26 protein-coding genes are annotated in these 23,910 nt (G+C 70.5%); 10 read left to right on the top strand and 16 right to left on the bottom strand.

All coding sequences use genetic code 11. The features are described 5' to 3' along the window. Nucleotides 1-51 precede the first annotated feature (51 nt). Together ACILR4_RS24500 and ACILR4_RS24495 are read left to right on the top strand one after the other, a co-directional pair. Entirely contained in the window at nucleotides 52-264 is a 213-nt protein-coding gene (locus ACILR4_RS24500; protein WP_395703512.1) for a hypothetical protein, read from the top strand. Then, a complete protein-coding gene (locus ACILR4_RS24495) occupies nucleotides 261-1,781 on the top strand; it encodes a hypothetical protein (RefSeq protein WP_395703511.1) in 1,521 nt (506 codons plus the stop codon). Before ACILR4_RS24500 ends, ACILR4_RS24495 begins: the two co-directional genes overlap by 4 nt. On the opposite strand, the gene gspF is transcribed toward ACILR4_RS24495, so the two are convergent. From gspF to gspG, 11 genes are all read right to left on the bottom strand, one after another. After that, complete coding sequence (gene gspF / locus ACILR4_RS24490) at nucleotides 1,782-3,005, bottom strand: type II secretion system inner membrane protein GspF (protein WP_395703510.1); 1,224 nt, start codon at nucleotides 3,003-3,005, stop codon at nucleotides 1,782-1,784. It lies immediately after the preceding gene. Between the two features lie 17 nt (nucleotides 3,006-3,022). Further along, nucleotides 3,023-4,444 carry a type II secretion system ATPase GspE gene (gene gspE / locus ACILR4_RS24485; protein ID WP_395703509.1) on the bottom strand — a complete coding sequence of 474 codons (1,422 nt, stop codon included), beginning with the start codon at nucleotides 4,442-4,444 and terminating at the stop codon, nucleotides 3,023-3,025. A 6-nt stretch (nucleotides 4,445-4,450) separates the two neighbouring features. Further along, nucleotides 4,451-6,676, bottom strand: coding sequence for a type II secretion system secretin GspD (gene gspD / locus ACILR4_RS24480; protein WP_407062681.1), 2,226 nt, complete (start codon nucleotides 6,674-6,676; stop codon nucleotides 4,451-4,453). Beyond that, entirely contained in the window at nucleotides 6,673-7,515 is an 843-nt protein-coding gene (gene gspN, locus ACILR4_RS24475) for a type II secretion system protein N (protein WP_395703507.1), read from the bottom strand. Before gspN ends, gspD begins: the two co-directional genes overlap by 4 nt. Continuing rightward, nucleotides 7,512-8,042, bottom strand: a complete 531-nt coding sequence (gene gspM / locus ACILR4_RS24470; RefSeq protein ID WP_395703506.1) for a type II secretion system protein GspM — start codon at nucleotides 8,040-8,042, stop codon at nucleotides 7,512-7,514. Before gspM ends, gspN begins: the two co-directional genes overlap by 4 nt. After that, complete coding sequence (gspL, locus tag ACILR4_RS24465; protein WP_395703505.1) at nucleotides 8,042-9,292, bottom strand: type II secretion system protein GspL; 1,251 nt, start codon at nucleotides 9,290-9,292, stop codon at nucleotides 8,042-8,044. Before gspL ends, gspM begins: the two co-directional genes overlap by 1 nt. A gap of 145 nt (nucleotides 9,293-9,437) precedes the next feature. Then, entirely contained in the window at nucleotides 9,438-10,418 is a 981-nt protein-coding gene (gspK, locus tag ACILR4_RS24460) for a type II secretion system minor pseudopilin GspK (protein WP_395703504.1), read from the bottom strand. After that, on the bottom strand, nucleotides 10,415-11,071 hold the full coding sequence (locus ACILR4_RS24455; protein ID WP_395703503.1) for a prepilin-type N-terminal cleavage/methylation domain-containing protein: 657 nt from the start codon (nucleotides 11,069-11,071) through the stop codon (nucleotides 10,415-10,417). Before ACILR4_RS24455 ends, gspK begins: the two co-directional genes overlap by 4 nt. After that, the gene (gene gspI / locus ACILR4_RS24450) at nucleotides 11,071-11,436 is read right to left on the bottom strand and encodes a type II secretion system minor pseudopilin GspI (RefSeq protein ID WP_395703502.1); all 366 of its coding nucleotides are present in this window, start codon (nucleotides 11,434-11,436) and stop codon (nucleotides 11,071-11,073) included. Before gspI ends, ACILR4_RS24455 begins: the two co-directional genes overlap by 1 nt. Further along, a complete protein-coding gene (locus ACILR4_RS24445) occupies nucleotides 11,433-11,876 on the bottom strand; it encodes a prepilin-type N-terminal cleavage/methylation domain-containing protein (RefSeq protein ID WP_395703501.1) in 444 nt (147 codons plus the stop codon). The genes gspI and ACILR4_RS24445 overlap by 4 nt, the downstream gene beginning before the upstream one ends. A 13-nt stretch (nucleotides 11,877-11,889) precedes the next feature. Further along, the gene (gene gspG, locus ACILR4_RS24440; protein ID WP_395703500.1) at nucleotides 11,890-12,342 is read right to left on the bottom strand and encodes a type II secretion system major pseudopilin GspG; all 453 of its coding nucleotides are present in this window, start codon (nucleotides 12,340-12,342) and stop codon (nucleotides 11,890-11,892) included. Between the two features lie 43 nt (nucleotides 12,343-12,385). On the opposite strand from gspG, the gene ACILR4_RS24435 reads away from it, so the two are divergent. Further along, nucleotides 12,386-13,081 (top strand): type II secretion system protein N, encoded by a 696-nt coding sequence (locus tag ACILR4_RS24435; RefSeq protein ID WP_395703499.1) that lies wholly within the window; start codon nucleotides 12,386-12,388, stop codon nucleotides 13,079-13,081. Here the strand turns inward: ACILR4_RS24435 and ACILR4_RS24430 are convergent, their stop codons facing one another. Continuing rightward, complete coding sequence (locus ACILR4_RS24430; protein WP_395703498.1) at nucleotides 13,082-14,182, bottom strand: nicotinate-nucleotide--dimethylbenzimidazole phosphoribosyltransferase; 1,101 nt, start codon at nucleotides 14,180-14,182, stop codon at nucleotides 13,082-13,084. Between the two features lie 24 nt (nucleotides 14,183-14,206). Next, complete coding sequence (gene ilvA, locus ACILR4_RS24425; protein WP_395703497.1) at nucleotides 14,207-15,730, bottom strand: threonine ammonia-lyase, biosynthetic; 1,524 nt, start codon at nucleotides 15,728-15,730, stop codon at nucleotides 14,207-14,209. 331 nt (nucleotides 15,731-16,061) lie between these two features. Between ilvA and ACILR4_RS24420 the strand changes: the two genes are divergently transcribed. Further along, complete coding sequence (locus ACILR4_RS24420; protein ID WP_395703519.1) at nucleotides 16,062-16,484, top strand: OsmC family protein; 423 nt, start codon at nucleotides 16,062-16,064, stop codon at nucleotides 16,482-16,484. A 17-nt stretch (nucleotides 16,485-16,501) separates the two neighbouring features. Here the strand turns inward: ACILR4_RS24420 and coq7 are convergent, their stop codons facing one another. Continuing rightward, nucleotides 16,502-17,173 (bottom strand): 2-polyprenyl-3-methyl-6-methoxy-1,4-benzoquinone monooxygenase, encoded by a 672-nt coding sequence (gene coq7 / locus ACILR4_RS24415; protein WP_395703496.1) that lies wholly within the window; start codon nucleotides 17,171-17,173, stop codon nucleotides 16,502-16,504. Nucleotides 17,174-17,405: 232 nt separating this feature from the next. Between coq7 and ACILR4_RS24410 the strand changes: the two genes are divergently transcribed. From ACILR4_RS24410 to ACILR4_RS24390, 5 genes are all read left to right on the top strand, one after another. Further along, on the top strand, nucleotides 17,406-18,461 hold the full coding sequence (locus ACILR4_RS24410) for a porin (RefSeq protein ID WP_395703495.1): 1,056 nt from the start codon (nucleotides 17,406-17,408) through the stop codon (nucleotides 18,459-18,461). Between the two features lie 217 nt (nucleotides 18,462-18,678). Further along, nucleotides 18,679-19,662, top strand: a complete 984-nt coding sequence (locus tag ACILR4_RS24405; RefSeq protein WP_395703494.1) for an ABC transporter permease — start codon at nucleotides 18,679-18,681, stop codon at nucleotides 19,660-19,662. Nucleotides 19,663-19,667: 5 nt separating this feature from the next. Continuing rightward, entirely contained in the window at nucleotides 19,668-20,609 is a 942-nt protein-coding gene (locus tag ACILR4_RS24400; RefSeq protein ID WP_395703493.1) for an ABC transporter permease, read from the top strand. A 10-nt stretch (nucleotides 20,610-20,619) separates the two neighbouring features. Next, on the top strand, nucleotides 20,620-21,603 hold the full coding sequence (locus ACILR4_RS24395; protein ID WP_395703492.1) for an ABC transporter ATP-binding protein: 984 nt from the start codon (nucleotides 20,620-20,622) through the stop codon (nucleotides 21,601-21,603). Next, on the top strand, nucleotides 21,600-22,625 hold the full coding sequence (locus tag ACILR4_RS24390; RefSeq protein WP_395703491.1) for an ABC transporter ATP-binding protein: 1,026 nt from the start codon (nucleotides 21,600-21,602) through the stop codon (nucleotides 22,623-22,625). Before ACILR4_RS24395 ends, ACILR4_RS24390 begins: the two co-directional genes overlap by 4 nt. On the opposite strand, the gene ACILR4_RS24385 is transcribed toward ACILR4_RS24390, so the two are convergent. Further along, nucleotides 22,622-22,711 carry a lipoprotein gene (locus ACILR4_RS24385; protein WP_395703518.1) on the bottom strand — a complete coding sequence of 30 codons (90 nt, stop codon included), beginning with the start codon at nucleotides 22,709-22,711 and terminating at the stop codon, nucleotides 22,622-22,624. The genes ACILR4_RS24390 and ACILR4_RS24385 overlap by 4 nt on opposite strands. Before the next feature lie 112 nt (nucleotides 22,712-22,823). On the opposite strand from ACILR4_RS24385, the gene cyaY reads away from it, so the two are divergent. Beyond that, nucleotides 22,824-23,153, top strand: coding sequence for an iron donor protein CyaY (gene cyaY, locus ACILR4_RS24380; RefSeq protein WP_395703517.1), 330 nt, complete (start codon nucleotides 22,824-22,826; stop codon nucleotides 23,151-23,153). Nucleotides 23,154-23,178: 25 nt separating this feature from the next. Here the strand turns inward: cyaY and ACILR4_RS24375 are convergent. After that, the coding region (locus ACILR4_RS24375) for a penicillin-binding transpeptidase domain-containing protein (RefSeq protein ID WP_395703490.1) at nucleotides 23,179-23,910 on the bottom strand (732 nt) is incomplete at its 5' end.

Below are 23,910 nucleotides of genomic sequence, written 5' to 3'. Positions count from 1 at the left end.
CCCGCGCTGCAGAGACTGCCCTCATCGCGCCACACCGCAGGAGCCCGCCCCATGTCCAGCCGCCCCACCGCCGCCGCCACCACCGCCGTCGCCACCCGTGCCCCCGTGCCTGCCGCCGCCCGGGCCCGCCCGGCGCAGGGGCTGGAAACCCAGCAGCGCGAGGCCGATGCGCACCGGGCGCTGATCGAGCTCTTCCCTCACCTGCGCCATGAGGCGTATAACGCGCTGCGGGAGCTGTTCCCGACCCCCGCGAGCGCGCAATGAACCCTGCTTCCGAAGCCGCGGCGCTGCCGATGCGCCACTTCCCGTCGCGCGTGGCCAGCCTGGGCTTCGCGATGCGCCTGCCCGACGACTGGGTGGTGCATGACCTGCCGGAAGAGCAGCCCGACTTCGAGGACCCTTCGCGCCTGGTGGCGCTGGCCGCGGTGACCGCGCCGCACGCGGCCATCGTCTGGGCCGTGGCCGCGCGCCCGGCCTATGGTGATGGCACGCAAAGTGACTGGGCGCGCTTCCTGCTGGCCCAGCATGGCCTGCAGGCGCGCAGCTTCGGCGAAGGGCGCCTGGGCCCGTTGCCGGCGGTCATCGGCGAGGCCGAGCAGCCCAGCGAGCTGGGTCCGATGCGCGTGCGCTTCGTGTTCGCCGAAGACGGCGGGCGGCTGATCAACCTGTCGCTCACGGCGCCGGCGCTGCTGGCCGATGCGGTGCAGCCGCTGTGGTCGGCGGCGATCGAATCGTTCACGCTCGAACAGGGCATCGGCAGCACCGTGCCCTTGTGGCCTGCGGCCCAGGCCGCGGCGGTGCCGGCTGCCGAGGTCGAGCCGCAGGCCGAGGCCGGAGCGCAGACCGAGGCCATGACGCCGGTGCCCGCCGATGTCGACCTCGAGGTCGGCACGGTGGCGATGCAGCGTCCGGCGGCGACCATGGGCGACCATGCCCTGGCCGACAACGCCGACGCGCTCGACCCCGAGCAGGCGATGAACCGCCGCCTGCGCGATGGCGGCGTCGGCCTGGTGCCGCGGCTGGTGACGATCGACAGCGCCGCGCGCTGCGCCACCGTGGCCTGCGGCGCGGTGAGCGCCCAGCTCGACCTGCCGCTGGGCTGGCATGTCATCGACGACGGCCGGCGCGTGCTGATGTTCGAGCCCGAGGGCGACGTGCAGATCCACCTCGACCTGCTGCCGATCGAGAACGACGACCGGCAGCAGGTGCTGGACCAGATCGAAGCCCAGGTGCGCCAGGACTACCCGGCACCGCAGTGCCTGCGCCTGGCCGAGGGCCGCATCACCGCGCTGGGCGTGCGAAACATCCACGATGGCGACCAGCCGATCGAGCAGTGCCACCTGCTGGTCGACGGCCCCGACGCCCGGCACGTGCTGCGCGCGCGGGTCACCGCGGTGCCGGACAAGGCCACCGCCGCGGTGAATCTCGGCGAACTGGTGCTGAACTCGGCGGTGTTCGGCAGCTTCGCGATCCCCGCCGCGGCCGGCGAAACCGGGCCGGACTGGTGGATGGCCGCGTTGCTGCTCGAACGGGCGAACCGGCTGCGCGAAGCCGAGGAGTGCATCAACCACGCTGTCGACCACATCGGTGCCTCGCTGCAGGTGGCCGAGCTGTACCGCCAGCGCATGCTGCGGCTGCTGCGCGAGGGCGACAACGCCGGCGCCGACCAGTCCCGCGCGATGGCCGTGCGTTGGGTGCACCACTACGCCGCCAGCGCCACCAGCGGCGGCGAGGGCGCGGCGCTCAGCCGCGAGCGCGACGCATTTCTCGCCCGGCTGTAGCTACTTCACCCACTGGTTGAGCTGGATGATCGGCAGCAGCACCGCCAGCACGATCATCATCACCACGCCGCCCATCGCGACGATCAGCAGCGGCTCCAGGATCGTCGCCAAGGCCATCGCGCGGCGCTGCACCTCGCTGCCGAGCTGGCGCGCGGCGCGGTCCAGCATCTGCGGCAGCTGGCCGGTCTGCTCGCCCAGGCGCGAGAACATCGCCAGCAGGCCGGGGAAGCGCGCCTTGGCGGCCAGCGCAGAAGCCAGCGGCGCGCCTTCGCGCACCTGCACCAGCGCGTCCATCGCGTCGGCGCGCATCGCGCGGTTGCCCAAGGTCTCGGCAGCGGCCTGCAGCGCCTTGAGAATCGGCACGCCGGCATTGGCCAGCATCGCCAGCGTGCCGGCAAAGCGCGCCGCGTTGTAGCCGCGGGCCAGCCGGCCCAGCAGCGGCAGGCGCAGCCAGCCGGCGTCGAAGCGGCGGCGGAAGGCCTCGTTGCGCAGCGCCAGCTGCAGGCCCGTGAAGGCGCCGGCCAGGGCCAGCAGCACCAGCCAGCCCCAGCTGCGCACGAAGCTGCTGATGGCCAGCATCACCACCGTGATGGTCGGCAGCGCGCGCTTGCTGCTGGCGAACACGCTGGCCACCTGCGGCACCACGTAGCTCACCAGGAAGATCACGATCACCACCGCGATCAGCGAGACGATCATCGGGTACAGCGCGGCGCCGATCAGCTTGCCGCGCAGCGCCTGGCGCTCTTCCAGGTCGTCGGCCAGGCGTTCGAGCACCGCGCCCAGCGCGCCGCTCTGCTCGCCGGCGGCCACCACCGCGCGGTAGACATCATCGAACTCGCGCGGCGTGGTGCCCAGCGCCCGGGCGAAGGGCGAGCCGGCATTGACCTCGGCGCGCAGGTGGGCCACCAGCTCGCGCTGGCGCGGGTCGTCGGCCTCGTCGGACAGCGCGGTCAGCGCACGCTCCAGCGGCAGCCCGGCACCGACCAGCCCGGCGAGCTGGCGCGTCCACACCGCCAGCGTGGTGCTGCTGAAGACCTTGCGGCTGAGGCTGAAGCCGCCCGCGGCCGCACCCGGGCCGCCCGCGGCCGACACCGGCTCCACCGCCAGCGGCACCAGGCCCTGGCCGCGCAGCTGCGCGCGCGCGGCCTTGGCGTTCTCGGCCTCGACCAGGCCGCCGCGGGATTTGCCGGCGGCGTCGAGCGCGTCGTACTTGTAGGCGGGCATGACGCGTCTTTTGAATGTTAGTCGCGCGTCACGCGCAGGACTTCCTCGAGCGAGGTGATGCCTTCGGCGACCAGGCGCTCGCCGTCCTCGCGCATCGGGCGGAAGCCTTCGGCGCGGGCGGTGTCGAGCAGCTCGCTCTCGGGTGCGCGGTTGTGGATCAGCGCGCGGATCGCATCGCTGGCCACCATCAGCTCGTAGACGCCGGTGCGGCCCTTGTAGCCGCTCATGCCGCACTCGGGGCAGCCCACCGGGTGCCAGCGGCCGTCGCCGTCCTGGCGGCGGCACGCGGGGCAGAGCTTGCGCACCAGGCGCTGCGCCTGCACGCCCAGCAGCGAGCTCGACAGCAGGAAGGGCTCGACGCCCATGTCGATCAGCCGCGTCACCGCGCTGGGCGCGTCGTTGGTGTGCAGGGTGGCCAGCACCAGGTGGCCGGTCAGCGAGGCCTGGATCGCGATCTGCGCGGTCTCGAAGTCGCGGATCTCGCCGATCATGATCACGTCCGGGTCCTGGCGCAGGATGGCGCGCAGTGCCTTCGCGAAGGTCAGGTCGATCTTCGGGTTGACCTGGGTCTGGCCGATGCCGGGCAGCTCGTACTCCACCGGGTCTTCCACCGTCAGGATGTTGGTGGTGCTGGTGTCGATGCGGCCGAGCGAGGCGTACAGCGTGGTCGTCTTGCCCGAGCCGGTGGGCCCGGTCACCAGCACGATGCCGTGCGGCTGGTGCACCAGGTGGTCGAAGGCCGTCAGCACCTCGCCGCTCATGCCCAGTGCTTCGAGCGTGAACTTCGATTCGGTCTTGTCCAGCAGGCGCAGCACCGCGCGCTCGCCATGCGCCGAGGGCAGGGTCGAGACGCGCACGTCGATCGCCCGGCCGCCGATGCGCAAAGAGATGCGGCCGTCCTGCGGCAGGCGCTTCTCGGCGATGTCGAGCTCGGCCATGATCTTCAGCCGCGAGATCAGCGCGGCATGCAGCGCCTTGTTCGGCTGCACCACCTCGCGCAGCGTGCCGTCGACGCGGAAGCGCACCGAGGAGCTGCGCTCGTAGGGCTCGATGTGGATGTCGCTGGCCGCGTCCTTCGCCGCCTGGGTCAGCAGCGCGTTGAGCATGCGGATGATCGGCGCGTCGTTCGCGGCTTCGAGCAGGTCTTCCACCGCCGGCAGGTCCTGCAGCAGGCGCGACAGGTCGACCGCGCTCTCGACCTCGCCCACCACCGCGGCGGCACTGGATTCGCCGCCCGCATACACCGCGGCGATGCGCTGGCCCAGCGTGGCAGCGGCCTCGGCCTCGAAGCGGGTGACGTCGTGCACCCGCACGACTTCGCTGATGGCGCTGGCCGGCGTGGTCTCGGCGGCCCACAGCACGCGCTGGCTGCCGTCGTCCTCCAGCAGCAGCGTGTGGGCCTTCGCAAAGCCGTAGGGCAGGGGATGGCGGCTGGCCATGGCCGCTTACTTCGCGGGTTGTGACGCCGTGGCCGGCGCGGCCGGCGCCGAGGCGGCGGATGCGGGCAGCGGCGGCAGGATGGCCGACTCGTTGATCGGCAGCATGCGGCTGGGCGCCGGCTGCACGCTCTGCTGCACCGCGCGGATCTGCTCGTAGCGGTCCAGGGTCAGCGAGGTCGAGGCCTGCTGGTCGCGCAGCACCACCGGGCGCAGGAACACCAGCAGGTTGGTCTTGCGCCGCGTGCGGTTCTCGCTGCGGAACAGGTTGCCCACCACCGGCAGGTCACCCAGCACCGGCACCTTGTTGTCGGCCCCGTCGTACTGGTCCTTCAGCTGGCCGCCCAGCACCATGATGGCGCCATCGTCGACCACCACGGTGGTCTCGATCGAGCTCTTTGTGGTGGAGGGGCCGTTGGCGTTGTTGGCCGAGCTGGCGACAACGGCGGAGTTCTCCTGGTAGATCGTCATGCGCACGACGCCGCCTTCGCCGATCTGCGGTTTCACCCGCAGCGTCAGGCCCACGTCCTTGCGTTCGATGGTCTGGAACGGGTTGACGCTGGCCGTGCTGGCGCCGGTGCTGGTGAAGCTGCCGGTGACGAAGGGCACGTTGGCGCCGACGACGATCTTGGCTTCCTCGTTGTCCAGCGCCACCAGGTTCGGCGTCGACAGGATGTTGGTGCCCGACACGGTTTCGAGGAAGCGTGCCAACCCGGCCAGCGTGTAGACGCCGTTGATCTTCTGGATCAGCCCGAGGTTCAGGCCGTTGACCGAGGGACCGACGCTCAGGTTCTGCAGCGCACTGGACTGCACGGAGGACAGGTTGATGATGTTGCCGCTGCCACTGCCGAAATTGGTGCCCAGCGCGAGGCCGGTGCTGTCGCCGCTGCGGCCGAGCAGCCCCTGCCACTGGAAGCCGAAGTCAGCGGCCTTCTGCGCGTCCATCTCGACGATCATCGACTCGACGAACACCTGCGCGCGGCGGCCGTCGAGCTGCTCGATCACCTGGCGCATCTGGCGGTACAGCGGCTCGGGCGCCGAGATGATCAGCGAGTTGGTGGCCGGGTCGGCCTGGATGAAGCCGCCGGTCGAAGGCTGCGCCGAGGCCGACACCGGCGTGGTGGCGGCGGTGGAGGCGCCCCCCGTGGCGGTGGTGCCGGTGGTCGTGGCCGGTGACATCGGCGTGGCGCTGGTGGCCGAACTGGCCAGGCCGCCCAGGCCGCTGCTGCTGCCACCGCCGCTGCTGCCGCCCCCGCCGAAGGCCGCGCGCAACAGCGTGGCGAGCTTGGTGGCGTCGGCGTTCTTCAGCGGGACGACGCGGATGCTGCCGGCCGGGCCGTCCGCGCCGGGCACGTCCAGCCGGGCGATCAGCGCGCGCATCGAGACCAGCCGCGCCGGATTGGCGGCGCGGATGATCAGCGAGTTGCTGCGCGGGTCGGCCATCACGGTGGTGGCGGCGGTGGCGCCGGGCAGCACGGCGCCGGGTGTCGCGCTGCCCTCGCCGAGCTTCTGCACCAGCACGGCCATGTCCGCGGCCACCGCGTGCTGCAGCGGCACCACCTCGATCTCGGTCGCGGCCGGCTGGTCCAGCGCCGCGATGATGCGGCCGATGCGCGCCAGGTTGTCGGCGTAGTCGGTGATCACCAGCGAGCTGTTGCCCGGGTTGGCATTGATCGTGTTGTTCGGGCTGATCAGCGGCCGCAGCACCGCGACCAGGTTGTTCGGGTTCTCGTGGCTGAGACGGAACACCTGCGTGATGACCTGGTCGCCGCGCTGCTGCACCGGGCCGATCGAGACGGTGCCCGCCTGCAGCTTGGCCTCGGCCTCGGGCACCACCTTCAGCAGGCCGTTGTTGTCCACCAGCGCGAAGCCCAGGCCGCGCAGCGCGGCCAGGTAGTTCAGCCAGGCTTCGCGCACCGGGATCGGCTGCTCGCTGTAGACGGTGATGTTGCCCTTCACGCGCGGGTCGACCAGGATCACCTGGTCCATCATCGCGGCCATCGCGCGGGTGACGCCTTCGATGTCGGCATTGACGAAGTTCAGCGTCACCGGCGCGCTGGACTTCAGCCGGGCGCCGCCGCTGCGCGGGGCCGGCGCGCCGGCGTCCGCAGCGGGGCTTTGCGCCACCGTCGGCAGGGTCGGCAGGACCAGGCTCGCCAGACAGGCCAGTTGCACGGCGGTGCGGGCCACGCGATGGGCCGGGCGGTGAAGGGGAGGGCGCAGCAACATGGTCATCCAATCGAAATGACGGCCAGCGCGCCCTGGCGCCGGCCGAGAAGGTTCAGCAGGTTGGCCAGCGCCGATTCCTGGCCCGCAGCCGCTTCGGCCTGGCCGCGAAAGCGCAGCCGTGAGCCGCTCCACTGTCCGGTGCCGCTCAGGCGCAGCGCGCCGTCCAGCGTGTCCAGGGTCAGCTGCGCCGTCTGCCCGGCGGCCGGATCGGCAGCGATGGCCAGGCGGTAGCTGCCCAGCGTGTCCAGCGGCGACAGGCGCGAGGACAGGCCCAGCACCTGCAGGCTCAGCGCGCCTTCGATGCGGGTGCGGCCGGCCACCTGCTCGAGGCTGAAGCCGGGGCTGCTGAGCTGCAGGCTGCCACCCAGCTGCAGCGTGTTCCAGGGCGTGCCCAGGCCGCTGAGCCAGCGCGCCGGCCAGTGGCCGATGGCCTGGTTCTGCGGCGGCAGCTCCAGCCGGAAGCCGGACCAGGCGGGCTGCAGCTTCAGCATCAGCTTGCCGTTGATGCAGCACGGGTGTTCGAGCCGCAGCTTCAGGCCGCGCCAGTCGGGCCGCAGGCGCCAGTACATCCGGCCCGGCAGCGCCGAGGCGTCGCGGCTGCCGGGGCCGCCCGTCAGCACCAGCAGCGCATTGCCCTGCCAGACGCTGCCGCGCGCATCGGCCAGCAGCAACCTCTCGCCGCTGGCCTGCTGCACGACGGAGGCCAGCCAGCTGGCCGGCGCGGCCAGCAGCAGCCCCAGGGCCAGACCGACCGCAGCACCCCACAGGGCCCAGCGCCGCGTGGCATGCCGCGCCCGCTGCCAGGCGCGGTCGGCCGGCGCCGCGGCGGCCAGGCGCCGGATCACAGGCTGCCCCCCACGGCCAGCACCAGGCTGCCGGCGTACAGGCCCTGCGGCGTGCGGTTCAGGTTGGCCTCGATCACGCGGGCACGCGCGCCGCCGCGCACCTCGGCCAGCCAGGCGGCAAGCTCGTCGCCGGCCAGTCCGCTGATCGCCAGGGTCGCGCGGCTGCCCTGCACCGTGAGCCGGGCCTTGTCGCCCAGGCGTGCTGCCGAGGCGCTGAGCGCGGCCTGCGCCTGCTCGGGCGGCAGTGGCGGCGTTGCGCGCAGCTCCTGCACCTCGGCGGCCAGGCGCTGCATCTGCTGCAGCTGCCCTTCGAGTTGTTCGAGCTTGGCCGGTGCCGCGCGCAGCGTGCGCCAGGCCGGCAGGATGGCCGCGGCCCACAGCAGGTACAGGCCGAGCACCGCGGCGGCCAGGGTCACCATGGCCCGCTCGCGCGGGCTGCGGGCGGCCCAGGCGGCGGCCAGGGCCTGGCGGCGCTGCTGCAGCGGGCTGGCGGCGGCCGCTGCGGTGCCGGTCGTCGGTGCGTCCATCACGCGCCCTTGCCGCGCGCGGCGTTGCCGCGGCTCAGCACCAGGCGGCCTTCTGCGCTGTCCAGCGTGGCGCCGGCGGCCATCACGCGGCTGCGGAACTGCTCCACCTGCGGCGGTGCCCAGCCGGTGGCCGGCAAGGTCAGCTTGCCGGCCTCGAAGCGCAGGGTCTGCGCCGGCGGCTGGCCCAGCGGCCAGGCCTGCGCCGCCAGCGCCAGCAGCGGCTCGAGGTCGGCATCGCCGGCGCGGCCGGCGGCGGCGCGCATCAGTTCGGTCTCGCGTTGCATCTGTGCCGGCGCATCGAGCACCGAGCGCACCTGCGGATGGCTGCTGCGCAGCAGCTCGGTCATGGCCTGCTGGCGGGCCGCCACGCTGCGCTGCTGCTGCCAGGCCAGGAGGTTCAGGCCGACCAGCTGCAGTACCGCCAGCGTGGCCAGGCCCCAGCGGATGGGCCGCCAGCCCGGGCTCATGAACTTCTTGCTCAGCTCGCGCAGCGCGCGCAGGCCGCGGTGGTGCGAGACCAGCGTGAACTGGCGCAGGTTCCAGGGCGAGCGGGCGGCGGCCAGCAGCGTCTCGGCTTCGCCCTGCACCGGGACCGGGGCCTCGAGCCAGTGCTCGGCAGCAGCGGCCACCGCCGGTTCGCTGCCCCAGCGGATGTTGCGTTCCTTCAGCGCCGGCAGCAGCCGGCGGCCGAGGCCGCCGCCCAGGCGCAGGGTGGTGACGCCGTCCTGATCGGCCAGCGCGAGCCAGGGTTGGGCCGGGTCGCCGCCGGTGTGGGCATCGGCGTCGGCCGCGCCGAAGAACTGGCCGCGCGCCGCGGCATCGGGCCACAAGGCCGGCACGACGCGATCGACCACCAGGCCGGCCTGTTCGAGCGCGGCGATCTGCCCGGCCAGCCAGGGCCGGTGGACCGCGGCCACCCAGGTCGGCTGGCCGGCGCGCGCATTCGGCGCCAGCGCCAGGTGCACCTGGTCTTCGTCGTCCAGCAGCTGTTCCTCGAGCAGGCCGACCAGCGCGGCGCGCAGGCGGTTGGCCGGTGCGCGCGGCAGCGTGATGCGATGCCAGCCGACCTCGGTGGCCGGCAGCACCGCCACCACGGTGTCGGCCTTGGGCAGCGCGGCGGCCGCTGCGCGGCCCTGCGTGCCGGTGGTCATGCCGTCGGCGCTCAGCACATGGCTGTAGTCGGCAGCGGCCTGCGGCGCGGCGGCACCGCCGCGGCTTCGGGCCGGCAGCTGGATCACGAGCATCGACATGGGAGGGGGCTCAGGCTAGCTCAGTTCGCGTGAAGAAGGATGTGCGCGGCCGCTCGCTGCGGACACAGGCCCGGCATGCGCCGCGGCGGCCCGCATTGTGGCAAAGGCTGTGCACCGCATCGGCCACTGGTCCACGGTGGGTGCATCAAGGCGTTCGCGGCAGCACGCTGTTCACGCGCTGGCGCTGCACCGCGACCACTTCCAGCCCGCGCCGCTGCACCAGCGAGACCTCCTCGAGCACGCGGTCGTCCAGGCGCATCCGGCCGCGCACCTCGAAGAAGTCGGACGTCGTTCCGACGTCGGCATCCGTGAGCGTCACGCCGCCGGGCATCAGCGGCTGCGCCTCCTGCCAGGTCTTGAACGGCGTGCGGTCGCGCGCCTGCACCAGCTTCTCGGCAGTGCCGAGGTCGATGCCCTTGATCACCGCGGCCAGCACTTCGCGCGAAGCGGTGTTGAGGTTCACCTTGGTGGGCGCCACCGGCAGGATCGTCACCAGCGGCCGCAGCCGCTCCACCGCGTCCGGCGGCAGCCCCAGCCACACCAGGTCGTCGACCCGCATCGGCGAAAGCGACGCGTTCAGGTCGGTGCCCATCTGCGAGGCCAGCAGGCCGTCGGCCAGCAGCTGGGCGGTGTCGTCCGACAGCCCGGCGATCTGGCAGATGCGTTTGAGCAGCGCCAGCTCGTCCTCGCTGACCTTGCCGTCGGCCGCGATGTTGCGCAGGTTGTACCGGGCCTGCGCATCGGTGATGGCCCCGCCGAGGAAGGCTTCGGGACCGGCGTCGGGACTCGCCTCGCGATCGGCGGACAGGAAGGTCGACAGGCGCGCCTCGGCCAGCGGCGTGGCCCAGGGCTCGTGCAGGTTGGTCGGGATGCCGCGGCGCGCCGTGTTGTTGGCGTCCTCGCGCAGGATCAGGCGCGCCCAGTCCAGCGCACCGTTCATCACCCAGACGATCTGCGCGCGACCACGCTCGGCCGTCTCGACCTCGACCGAGCGCCACTGCTGCCACACCATGCCCGCGGCCAGCGTGGCCACCAGCGTCAGCAGCAGCATCGCCAGCAGCAGCGCGGCGCCGCGTTGCGTCTGCCGAGGCCGCGTCTTTTGGATGATAGATGCGCGATGACTCATAGCGCCTGCGGTCCCAGCGCGACGTCACGCGTCAGCTTGCCCTCGGGCAGTTCGATCACCAGGCGCACGCCTTGCGGCAGGCGCTCACGCTGCACCGGCGTGCCGGGCGGGGTGCCTGGCGGGGAGCCGCTGGCCGCAGCCGCCGGCGTGGTGGCCACGTCGCCGGTCGATTGCGCATTGGTCCAGGCGCCATCGCGGAAGAAGTAGATCTGCCAGCCCGCGGCGCCTTCGAGCAGCGGGATCTGCTGCGGCTCGTTGCCGACCAGCTGCTGGCTCTGCAGCCAGGACTCCTGCAGGCCGGCAACGCGTGTGGCCGGCGTGCCGGCCCAGCGCCGCCACACGCCTTCGCGCAGCGACCACACCACCACCTGCAGGCCGCCGTTGGCACGCCGGGTCATGCGCAGCGAGGCCCCGTCGAAGGCCAGGCCAGGCACGGTGGAAGTGTCGGCCACCGCCTGCAGGTCCTGCTCGAATTGCGCGACGATGGTGGCCAGGCGCAGCGTGCGCTCGGACGCGCTCTGCGCCACTTCGCGCGAGCGCGCCATGCTGTCGATGCCGCGCCAGCCGAGCACCGCGATCACGGCCATGATCAGCAGCGCGACCAGCACCTCGACCAGCGTGAAGCCGCGACCCTGGCGAATCGGCCCCGGCATCAATAGCGCCCCATCACGGTGGACAGCGTGACCAGCACGTGGTCGCTGGCGTCGAACACCACTGCATCGACCCGGCGGAAGTTCGGGTTCTCGGTGCGTGAGGAGCGGATCTGGCCGCGGTACTCGCGGCCCAGTTCGTCGCACTGGAAGTCGCTGTCGCCGCCGGGGAACTGGCGCGACAGGCGCAGGTTCGTCAGCATGTTGTCGGCGCACCATTGCGCCGCGGTGACGTCCGACAGCCGCTGCGCGTTGTTGGTCAGCGCGCCCGCGGCCTTCAGCCCGGCACCGAGCGCGATCGCGACGATGGCCAGCGCCACCAGCACCTCGACCAGCGTGAAGCCTGCGGTGGGTGCCCGGCGCGTCATGGCGGGCTGGTGGCCTCGGTGGGCAGTGGCGCGAACGGGCCCAGCCCGTCGGTGGCCAGCAGCAGCTGCCGCTCGCCCAGCCGCAGCGCGATGCGCTGCGGGCCGATGATGGGCTCGGGACCCAGCTGCAACGCGCGCGCGCCGACGATCTCGGCCTGGGTCTCCTCGTTGAGCCAGCGCTGCGGCAGCTTCAGCTGCGGCGGCAGGCCGACGAAGCGGAAGCCGTCGCCCGGCACCGTGCTGCCGAGTTCGAAGCGCACCGGCAGTCCCAGCGCGCGGGCTTCGGCGCGGCCGGCTTCGAGCAGCGCGGCCAGGCGCGTGCCTTCCTGCTCCAGCCGGGACTCCGACGGGTCGCGCAGCGCCAGGCTGATCAGCCCGGCCGAGATGCCGATCAGCACCAGCACCACCAGCAGCTCCACCAGCGTGAAGCCGCGCGGCATGGCGAACCCGGGCCTACTGCCAGGAGCCGATGTCGGCGTTCTTGCCTTCGCCGCCGGGCTGGCCGTCGGCGCCGAAGCTGAACACATCGATCTCGCCCTTCACACCGGGGTTGAGGTACTGGTAGGGCTGGCCCCAGGGGTCGTTCGGCAGCTTGTCCAGGTACGGCCGCCAGTTCGGCGGAATGGCGCCGGTGCTGGGCTTGGTCACCAGTGCCTGCAGGCCCTGCTCACCGGTGGGATAGCGCTGGTTGTCCAGCTTGTAGAGCTTGAGCGCCTGCATCAGGTTGTTGACGTCGGTGCGCGCGGCGGTGGCGCGCGCGTCGTCGGTGCGGTCCAGCAGGTTCGGCACGATCAGCGCCGCCAGCACGCCGATGATCACCAGCACCACCAGCAGTTCGATCAGCGTGAAACCGCGGCGGGCCGCCCGGCCGGCGGATCGGGTGAGCGGGGCAATCGGCAAGGGCATGGCGGGCAGGGGTGATGGGACAGCGGCGAATGATAATGGTGGCATGACTTCGCGCCTGTTGTCGTTCCTGATCTGGGCGGCCGTCGCCGCCAGCGCGGCGTTCTGGGGCCTGCGCCTGGTCGTTCGTCCGGCGCCATTGCCGCCGCAGGCCGTGTTGGCGACGCAACCGCTGCCCCAGGGTGGGGACCTCACCCGGCTGTTTGGCGCGCCGCCGCCGGTGCAGGCCGCCGCGCCCGAGCCGGTGGCCGACAACCGCTTCAAGCTGCTGGGCGTGGTGGCGCCGGCCGCGGGCCAGCACAAGGGGCTGGCGCTGATCTCGGTCGAGGGCAAGACCGCGCGCGCCATCGCGATCGGCGAGCGCGTCGACGGCGATCTGGTGCTGCGCTCGATCACGCACCGCCGGGTGGAACTGGCCAACGGTAACGGCGGCCCGGTGGTGGCGCTGGAACTGCCGCCGCTGGCCGAGGCCGCGCGCGGCACGCTGCCGGCGGCCGTGGGCGAGGGCGGCACGGCGCCGACGATTCCTGTGATGCCCGCGCCATCGGTGGTGACCCAGCAGCCCGGTGCGTTGCGGGGGCCCGGCTTTCCACCGCTGCGTCCGGGCGTGCCGGTGCCGACGATCAGCCCGACGACGCCGCAACCCGGCGTGCCGGTGCAATCGGCGCCGCAACCGGCGCCCTTTGGCGTGACGCCGGTCGCGCCGCTTCAGCCGCCCAACGACCTGCCGGCTTCGCGCTGATCAGGCGGGCGGCAGGACTTTCGCGCCGCCGTCGAGCACCGTTTCCTCGACCGCCACCGGTATCGGCGTCGGCTGCGAGGGGCCGGGATCTTCGCCATCGGCCACTTCGGTCAACAGGGCCGAGGCACTGCGCACGAGTGGCCAGGACAGGCAGGCGCCGGTGCCGTCGATGCTGTCCAGCCCCAGCTCCAGCAGCGCCGTGGCATTGAACAGGTTCAGCGCCTGGTCCAGCCCCCGGTGGCTGTGGCTGCGGCAGAACACGCAGTAGTCGGTGACGGCCGAGGCGATGCGCGAGGCCACCAGCAGCGCCGCGCAGGCCGCCATGCCGTCGACCATGATCAGGTGGCGCTTGCTGGCGGCCACCAGCATCACGCCGACCATCACCGCGGTCTCGAAGCCGCCGAAAGCGGCCAGCACCTCGACGGCGTCGGTCACGTCGCGGTGCCGGCCTTGCGCGGCCTGGGCAATGGCCAGCAGGTGCGCCAGGGCCTCGGCATTCATCTGCGGGCCGCTGACCAGGAGGTCGCGCACCGGGCTCTGCGTCAGGCGCGACAGCACCAGCGCAGCCGCCTCGTGCGAGCCCACGCCAATGCCGGCGCAGGCCACCATGTTGCCGCGCAGCGCGTCACCGATCTCCATGCCGGCGCGGATGGCCGCATGGGCCTGTTCCAGCGCCATGGCCTGGCCGACGCGCGCGTTGCGGGTGCCGTGGGCGATCTTGCGGGGCATCAGCCGCTCGTGCGGCGCCAGCTCGGCGGCCAGGCCGCAGTCGATCACCGACAGCTCGAGACCCTGGATGCGGGCGAACACCGACACCGGCAGCTGGCCGGTCAGCAGCTGGTGCACCTGTTCGTGCGACTGGCGCTTCAGCGGCAGCTCGATGCCGTCGACCGCCAAGCCATGGTCGGCGGCGAACACCACCAGCTGCGGCTCGCGAAAGCGCGGCTTCAGCGTGTTCTGCATCAGCCCCAGGCGCACGGCCACCGGCTCCAGCTCGCCCAGGCCGCCCACCGCCTCGCAGCGGCGCGCCAGCTTTTCCGCCAGCGCACGCTCCAGCAGCGGGCTCGAGGTCGGCGAGATCAGCGAGCGGTTCAGCGACATGGGCGCAGTGTAAGGAGATCCCCGTCAGCGCAGGAACAGGCGATACACCGGGTTGTCGGTCTCCTCGATGCAGGGATAGGCCAGCGCGTCGAGGAAGGCCGCGAAGGCCTTGGCATCGCCGCGCGGCACCTGGATGCCGACCAGGATGCGTCCATAGTCGGCGCCCTGGTTGCGGTAGTGGAACAGGCTGATGTTCCAGTCCGGGTGCAAGGACGAGAGAAAGCGCATCAGCGCGCCGGGGCGCTCCGGGAAGATGAAGCGGAACAGCCGCTCGTCCAGCGCCAGATCGGAGCGGCCACCGACCATGTGGCGCACATGCTCCTTGGCCAGTTCGTCGTCGGTGAGGTTGACGGTGGGAAAGCCGTGGCGCTGGAAGTTGCGCGCGATCTTGTCGGCCTCGTCGCGCCGCCCGATGGCGATGCCGACGAAGACATGGGCCTCGTTGGCGTCCGAGATGCGGTAGTTGAATTCGGTCACCGCGCGTGGGCCGATCAGTTCGCAGAAGCGCTTGAACGAGCCGCGCTCCTCGGGAATCGTCACCGCGAACAGCGCCTCGCGCTGCTCGCCGAACTCGGCCCGCTCGGCGACGAAGCGCAGCCGGTCGAAGTTCATGTTCGCGCCGCAGGTGATCGCGATCAGCGTCTGGCCCTTGCACTTGTGCGTGGCGGTGTACTGCTTGATGGCGGCGACGCCCAGGGCGCCGGCCGGCTCGAGGATGCTGCGGGTGTCCTGGAACACGTCCTTGATCGCGGCGCAGACTTCGTCGGTGTCGACCACCACGAAGTCGTCGACCAGCTTGCGTGTCAGGCGGAAGGTTTCCTCGCCGACCAGCTTCACCGCGGTGCCGTCGGAGAACAGGCCGACGTCGTTGAGCTGCACGCGGCGGCCGGCCTGCACCGAGCGCACCATTGCGTCGGAGTCGCGCGTCTGCACGCCGATCACCTTGATCTCCGGCCGCACCGCCTTGATGTACGAGGCGACGCCCGAGATCAGGCCGCCGCCGCCTATGGCGACGAAGATCGCATCGATCGGGCCTTCGTGCTGGCGCAGGACCTCCATCGCAATGGTGCCCTGCCCGGCGATCACGTCCGGATCGTCGAACGGGTGCACGAAGGTCAGGTCCTCGGCCTGCTGCAGCGTCAAGGCGTGCTGGTAGGCATCGGAATAGCTGTCGCCCTGCAGCACGACCTCGCCGCCCAGCGCGGCCACCGCGTCGATCTTCAGCTTGGGCGTCGTGACCGGCATCACGACCACCGCGCGGCAGCCGAGGCGGCGTGCGCTCAGTGCCACGCCCTGGGCGTGGTTGCCGGCGGAGGCGCAGATCACGCCGCGTGCCAGCTGCTCCTTCGACAGGTGGGCCATCTTGTTGTAGGCGCCACGCAGCTTGAAGCTGAACACCGGCTGCTGGTCCTCGCGCTTGAGCAGCACATGGTTGCCGATGCGCCGCGACAGGCTGCGCGCAGGCTCCAGCGGGGACTCGATGGCCACGTCGTAGACGCGGGCAGTGAGGATCTTCTTCAGGTAGTCGGGATGCGCGGCGCGGGCCATCGGGCGGTACGAAGGTGCAGGCGGACTGCCAGTGGCAGCGCCAGGGGTTTCAGCGGCGCGGCATCATAAATCCGCGGCCCAAGAAAAAAGCCCGAGGCGGTAAGGCCCCGGGCTGAATCCACCATTGGAGGAGGTGGAGGAGACAATCGGTGGAAACGTCGTCAGGCCCCGGCTGGCCGGGCAGCCAACGTTTCGATGCGTGGCAGTCTAGCGTGGCCGATGCTGCGCTGCAATAAGATCTTGGACATCTGTTCTAGGGTGTGCGCTCCAGGCGCTGGTGCGTGCCGCCCGCTTCGGGTGCAGGTGCGCCCGACCTTGGAGTTCGACCGATATGGAATGCACGATCCACTGGGTGCCGGCAAGCGGCATGGGCATGGTCGCGGAAACCGGCAGCGGCCATCTGCTGACGATGGACGGCGCGCCCGATGGTGGCGGCCGCAACCTGGCACCGCGGCCGATGGAAACCCTGCTCGTGGGGGCCGGCGGCTGCACCGCCTATGACGTGGTGCTGATCCTGCGGCGCGGCCGGCATGAGGTGACCGATTGCCGCGTGAAGATCGAGGCCGATCGCGCGGAGACCGACCCGAAGGTCTTCACGCGCATCCACATGCACTTCGTCGTGAGCGGGCGCAACCTGCCCGAGGCCGCCGTGGCGCGCGCCATTGCGCTGTCGCACGAGAAGTATTGTTCGGCGACCATCATGCTCGGCAAGACGGCAGACATCAGCACCAGCCACGAAATCGTCGCGGCCTGACGCGGCTGGCCGCGCGCTCAGATGTAGTGCGCCGTGCCTGTCATCACGCTCGCCGCGGCCCGCATCATCCAGCGCAGCGGGGCGGGCATGGGCGCCGCGCCGGCCTGCTGGGCGGCCTCGGCGTGGCGCGATTCGTCGTCCTTCATCTGGGCGACGATGGCGCGTGACGCTTCGTCCGCCGCCGGCAGGCGGTCGAGATGGCTGGCGAGGTGCTGCTCGACCTGGCGCTCGGTTTCGACGACGAAGCCCAGGCTCTGGCGGTCGCCAATGCGCCCTGCGGCCAAGCCGATCGCAAAGGCGCCGGCAAACCACAACGGGTTCAGCAGGCTGGGGCGGTCGCCGAGTTCTGCGAGGCGCCTTTCGGTCCAGGCCAGGTGGTCGGTTTCCTCGCGCGCCGCGCTGCGCATCTGCGCCCGCATGGCGGGCTCGCGCGCGGTGAGCGCCTGTGCCGTATAGAGCGCCTGCGCGCAGACCTCACCGACATGGTTGACCCGCATCAGCGCGCCCGAGAGGCGGCGCTCGGCAGGCGTCAGGGGCAGGCCTTCGCCGCCTGTCGCGGCGGGTTGCGGCATTGGCCGCGCCGATCGCGCGCTGCCGCTGAGTGTGCGCAAGGCCATCTCCGCGCTCTCGATCAGAGCGTCTGTCGCGGTCACCGAACGGGGCATGCTCAAAGCATAGCGCAAGGCCATTGCACCTCTGGAGCGTGGGCCCTGTCGCCTCGAAGGCAGGGTACGGCTTCCCGTTGTTGGGAGGCAACAAGTGGCGGGCTTTTTGGGTCCAATTCTTTGCAAGCGGTGCATCGCTCTGGTGGAATAGCCGCAACTTCCGATGAGGAGGTTGGCCTGACCGGCCCGCGCCCTTCCCGGTGGGCGGGTTCTCTACGGGATCGGGACCTCTTGTTCAACCTAGGAGATAGCTGCAATGAAAAAGTCTCTGCTCGCCCTCGCCGCATTCGGCCTGTTCGCGGGTGCTGCGTCGGCCCAGTCGACGGTCACGCTGTTCGGCATCGTTGACGCCGGCTATGCCCGCCTGTCGGCCAAGACCACCGCTGGCAGCAAGACGGTGCAAGGCATCACGAACTCCGGCCTGAATAGCAGCCGCCTGGGCTTCCGTGGCGTCGAAGATCTGGGTGGCGGCCTGAAGGCTGGCTTCTGGCTGGAAGGTCAGCTGACCAACGACGATGGCAATGCCGCCGGCCTGAATTTCCAGCGCCGTTCGACCGTCAGCCTGATGGGCAACTTCGGTGAAGTGCGCCTGGGCCGCGACTTCACCGCGTCGTTCTGGAACCTCACGGTTTATGACCCGTTCGGCACGAACGGCGTCGGCACGAACCTCTCGATCGGCATGCTGGGTGCTGCGGGTAACGGCACCAACGCCGTGCGCTCGAACAACACCCTGGGCTACTTCCTGCCGGGCGATCTGGGTGGCTTCTCCGGCCAGGTGCAGATCGGCTTCGGTGAGCAGCTGAGCGGCGTGAAGACCAACAACTACTTCGGCTTCCGCTTCGGCTACGCCGCTGGCCCGATCAGCGCGCACCTGGCCTACGGCAAGACCGAAGGCGCCACCGATTCCCTCGATGCCAAGTACACCAACTTCGGTGCGTCGTACGACTTCGGCATGGTCAAGCCGATGCTCCTGATCGCCCAGGAGAAGTCGGGCAGCGGCCTGAAGGTCGCCGCGGTTGAAATCGGTGCTGTCGCGCCGGTGGGCCAAGGTGAAATCCGCGCCGCCTACAGCCGCTACAACCAGTCGAACGGCACCGCCGCCTGGAATTCGGCCGACTACAACAAGTTTGCTGTGGGTTACGGCTACAACCTGTCGAAGCGCACCCAGCTGTACGGCACCTACGCCCGCGTCAGCAACAAGGGCAGCCAGTCCAAGGTCGTTGCCAACAACGGCTTGGCCTTCACTGGCGCCACCATCCTCGGTGGCAAGAACGCCAGCGGCGTCGAGTTCGGCATCCGCCACATCTTCTGATCTGGCTGCGAAGAATCCCTGCGGGGATTCATCGCAACGAAGCCGCCCCTCGGGGCGGCTTTTTTTCGTTCGCGGAACGGGTGTTTCCCCTTTTGCGCCCGGCATGGCATTTGCGGATCATGTCGCCCTTGCCTGATGTCGCGCCGCCATGGTCGTGCGCCGGGCCGTCGGGCCACGAGCCGGCGGGCCTGGTCGCACCGGGTGCCTGATCCAATACATGCTCGCCTTCATTCTTCGCCGGCTGATCCAGGCGCTGGTCGTGATGCTCACGGTCGCCTTCATCGCCTTCATGCTGTTCCAGTACGTCGGCGATCCGGTGACCAACCTGCTGGGACAGGACGCGACGCCGCAGCAGCGGCAGCAGTTGCGCGTCGATCTGGGGCTCGATCAGCCCTTCCCTGTGCAGTTCGCGCGCTTTGTCGTCAATGCGGTGCAGGGCGAGTTCGGCCTCAGCCTGCGGCAGGGGCGCAAGGTGTCGTCGCTGATCCTTGAGCGCTTTCCTGCCACGCTGGAGCTTGCGCTGGTGGCCGCGGTGCTGGGCATGCTGCTCGGCGTGCCGCTGGGTGTGTATGCCGCGCTGCGCCGCGGCCGCGTGGGCTCGCAACTGGTGATGACCGGTTCGCTGCTCGGCGTGTCGCTGCCCAACTTCTTCATCGGCATCTTGCTGATCCTGCTGTTCGCGGTGACCTTGAAGTGGCTGCCAAGCTTTGGTCGCGGCGAGGTGGTCACGCTGGGGGTGCTGACGACGGGTCTGCTGACCACCGATGGGCTGAAGCACCTGCTGCTGCCGGCCTTCACGCTGTCGCTGTTCCCGATGACGCTGGTGCTGCGCCTGGTGCGGGCCGAGATGCTGGAGGTGCTGCGCACCGACTACATCAAGTTCGCGCGGGCCCGCGGCCTGCCCGACCGGCGCGTGTACTTCGGCCATGCGCTGAAGAACACGCTGGTGCCGGTGATCACGATCGCCGGCCTGCAGCTGGGCAACATCATCGCGTTCGCGATCGTCACCGAGACGGTCTTCCAGTGGCCCGGCATGGGCCTGCTGTTCATCCAGGCGGTGCAGTTCGTCGACATCCCGGTGATGGCGGCCTACCTGTGCCTGATCGCCCTGGTCTTCGTCACCATCAACCTGGTGGTGGACCTGCTGTACTTTGTCGTGGACCCGCGGCTGCGCCTGGAGCGCGGCGCCGGCGGCCACTGATCCCCATGAGCACCTCCCTTGACGCGCAGGCCGCTGCGCCCGGCGCACTGGCGCGCTTCTTCGACGGCGATGTCTGGCACAGCTTCAAGAATTCGCCGGTGGCCATCGTCGCGGCCGTCATCGCGCTGGTGTGCGTGGTCTGCGCGCTGTTCGCGAACTGGCTCGCGCCCCACAACCCGCTGGACCTGGCGACACTGGAACTGATGGACGCGCGGTTGCCGCCCGCCTGGATGGCCGAGGGCAGCCGCAAGTACCTGCTGGGCACCGACGACCAGGGCCGCGACATCCTGTCGGCGCTGATGTACGGCTCGCGCATCTCGCTGTTCGTCGGCCTGGCCTCGGTGCTGGTGTCGTTGGTGGTGGGGGTCAGCCTGGGCCTGCTCTCGGGCTTCGTCGGCGGCCGGGTCGATGCCTTCATCATGCGCGTGTGCGACGTGATGCTGTCGTTCCCGTCCATCCTGATCGCGCTGCTGATCGACGGCGTCGGCAAGGCGCTGTTTCCTAACGCACACGATACGCTGGCCTTCGCGGTGCTGATCGTCGCGATCTCGCTGACCGGCTGGGTGCAGTACGCGCGCACCGTGCGCGGCTCCACGCTGGTCGAGCGGCAGAAGGAGTACGTGCAGGCCGCCCGGGTGATCGGCGTGTCGCCGGTGCGCATCATGCGCCGGCACGTGCTGCCCAACGTGCTGGGGCCGGTGCTGGTGCTGGCGACGATCCACATCGCCACCGCCATCATCACCGAGGCCACGCTGTCCTTCCTGGGTGTCGGCGTGCCGCCCACCTCGCCGTCGCTCGGGACCCTGATCCGTGTCGGCCAGGACTTCCTGTTCTCCGGCGAATGGTGGATCACGATCTTCCCGGGCGTGGTGCTGATCATGATCGCGTTGTCGGTCAATCTGCTCGGCGACTGGCTGCGCGATGCGCTGAACCCGCGGCTGCGCTGAAAGAGCTTCGATGGCTGCCCCCTTGCTTGAAGTGAGCCACCTGCAGGTGGAGTTCCCGACCCGGCGCGGCACCCTGCGCGCGCTGGACGACGTGTCCTTCGACATCGCACCCGGCGAGATCCTTGGCGTGGTCGGTGAGTCCGGTGCCGGCAAGTCGCTGACCGGTGCCGCGATCATCGGCCTGCTCGAGCCGCCGGGCCGCGTGGCCGGCGGCGAGATCCGCCTGAACGGCCAGCGCATCGATAACCTGCCGCATGAGCGCATGCGCGAGATCCGCGGCCGCCAGATCGGCGCGATCTTCCAGGACCCGCTGACCTCGCTGAACCCGCTGGTGACGATCGGCCGCCAGCTGATCGAGACGATCCAGGTGCACCTGAAGGTGGACCACGAGCAGGCGCGTCAGCGTGCGATCCGCCTGCTGCAGGAAACCGGCATTCCGGCGGCTGAGCAGCGCATCGACCAGTACCCGCACCAGTTCTCCGGCGGCATGCGCCAGCGGGTGGTGATCGCGCTGGCGCTGGCGGCCGAACCCAAGCTGATCGTGGCCGACGAGCCGACCACCGCGCTCGATGTCTCGATCCAGGCGCAGATCATCGGCCTGCTGAAGCGGCTGACCCGGCAGCACGGCGCGGCGGTGATGCTGGTGACGCACGACATGGGCGTGATCGCCGAGTCCTGCGACCGCGTGGCGGTGATGTATGCCGGGCGCATCGTCGAGATCGGGCCGGTGGCCGACGTGATCCACCGGCCGGCTCATCCCTACACGGTGGGGCTGATGGGCTCGATTCCCTCGATGGATGGCAACCGTGATCGCCTGATGCAGATCGATGGCGCGATGCCGCGGCTCAATGCCATTCCCACCGGCTGCGCCTTCAATCCGCGCTGCCCGCAGGCGTTCGAGCGTTGCCGGCGCGAGCGGCCCGAACTGCTGGATGCCGGTGCCACGCGCGCGGCTTGCTGGCTGCGCGCCGACGACGGCAAGGTGGCCGCATGAACCCGCTGGTGCAGGTGCAGGATCTGGCCAAGGTGTTCGATGTGTCGGCGCCGTGGCTGAACCGGGTGATCGAGCGCAAGCCGCGCCAGTTCGTGCATGCCGTGGACGGCGTGAGCTTCTCGATCGAGCGGGGCAAGACCCTGGCGCTGGTTGGCGAATCGGGCTGTGGCAAGAGCACCGTGGCGCGTCTGCTGGTGGGCCTGTATGGCCCCACGCGCGGCAGCGTGCGTTTCGATGGCCAGGATACCCAGACAGCCCTGACGGGACCGGCGGCGCGTGCCCTGCACCGGCGCATGCAGATGATCTTCCAGGATCCCTATGCCAGCCTGAACCCGCGCTGGAAGGTGCGCGACATCGTCGGCGAGCCGCTGCGCGAGCACGGTCTGGTCAGCGACGAGGCGGCGCTGAAGCGACAGGTCGGGGAACTGCTGGCGTCGGTGGGTCTTGCGCCCGCGGACATGGAGAAGTTCCCGCACCAGTTCTCCGGCGGCCAGCGCCAGCGCATCTCTATCGCGCGCGCGCTGGCGACGCAGCCTGAATTCCTGGTCTGTGACGAGCCCACTTCGGCGCTCGATGTCTCGGTCCAGGCCCAGGTGCTGAACATCATGAAGGACCTGCAGCGCGAGCGGGGCCTGACCTACCTCTTCATCTCGCACAACCTCGCGGTGGTGCGACATGTCAGCGACCAGGTCGGCGTGATGTACCTGGGCCGGCTGGTCGAACTGGCCGACCGCGATGCGCTGTTCTCGACGCCGCGGCATCCATACACGCGGATGCTGCTGGACGCCATTCCGGACATCGGCATGACCGGCCGCGCGCGCACGCCGGTGCAGGGCGAGGTGCCGAACCCGCTGAACCCGCCGAGCGGATGCGCCTTCCACCCGCGCTGCCCGCATGCCAATGCGCGCTGCTCGGCCGAGCGGCCGGCGCTGGCGAACTTCCAGGGCATCCAGGTGGCCTGCCACGCGGTGGCCGAGGGCCGGCTGGCGGCCACCGCGGTGGTGGCTGCGGCAGGGGCCTAACGCCCGACAGGTGCGGAGGCGCCACTGGCCGGCGCCGAGGCAGCGCCCGGCAGGGCCAGTGGCCCCTTCTGCCCGCAGCCGGCCATGGTGGCGGTGAGGGCAGCCGCGAGGGCGCTCGCGACGATCAGCGTGCTCGTTAAACTGCCAAGCCGTTTCATCCGCCGGATTCTAGTCACCATGAGCACAGCCACTTCGGCGCTGACCGACAGCGAATTCCACCGCCTGTCCGATGCCGTGCTGGCCGGCATCGAGGCCACCATCGACCGCTGGCTGCAGGACGACGTGATCGACATCGACGTGCATCGCACCGGCGGACTGCTCGAACTGAGCTTCCCCGACGGGAGCAAGATCATCATCAACACCCAGCCACCGCTGCATGAACTGTGGCTGGCGGCGCGTGCGGGCGGCCACCACTATCGGCATGAGGCGGGCCGCTGGCTTGACACCCGCGACGGCAGTGAGTTCTTTGCGGCGCTGTCCGCCTTCGCGACGCAGCAGGGCGGCAAGGCGCTGACGTTCGGCGTCTGAGCGGCCGGCCGCCCCGCCGTCGCCCTCAGCGCCGGAACAGGTCGAGGATGCTGCGGCGCTCCTCGTCGCTGGGCGGATGGGGCAACTTGTCTTCGGTGCCCAGGCTGCTGACCCCGGCGCCACTGGCATATTCGTCGTAGATCCAGTCGCCGCCGCGCTGCGTGACACCTTCGGGCACGCTGGGCTCCTGCACCGGCAGCCGCTTCAATGCGTGGGTCATGTACTCGATCCAGACCGGCAGCGACAGGCCACCACCCGTCTCGCGGTCGCCCAGCTTGCGCGGGTTGTCATAGCCGATCCACACCACCGCAGCCAGCCTGGGCTGGAAACCCGCGAACCAGGCGTCCAACGAATCGTTGGTGGTGCCGGTCTTGCCGTACAGGTCCGGGCGCTTGAAGGTCTGGTACACGGAGGCAGCCGTCCCGGCGCGGGTCACCTCGCCCATCAACTGCTCCATCACGAAGGCATTGCGCGCATCGATCACCCGCATCGATTCATCGATGGCCGGCGGATGGGCGTCGAGCAGTACCTTGCCCTTGCTGTCGGTGATGCGGGTGATCAGCATCGGGTTGACGCGGTAGCCGCCATTGGCAAACACCGAATAGGCGCTGACCATCTGCATCGGTGTCACCGAACCGGCGCCCAGCGCCATCGTCAGATAGGCCGGATGCTTGTCGGCCTCGAAGCCGAATCGCGTGATCCACTCCTGCGCGTAGTGCACGCCCACCGACTGCAGCACGCGGATCGAGACCATGTT

It is taken from the genome of Aquabacterium sp., assembly GCF_044226965.1.
Taxonomy (GTDB): Bacteria; Pseudomonadota; Gammaproteobacteria; order Burkholderiales; family Burkholderiaceae_C; genus Pseudaquabacterium.
This window is presented reverse-complemented; position numbering and strand designations above follow the sequence as displayed.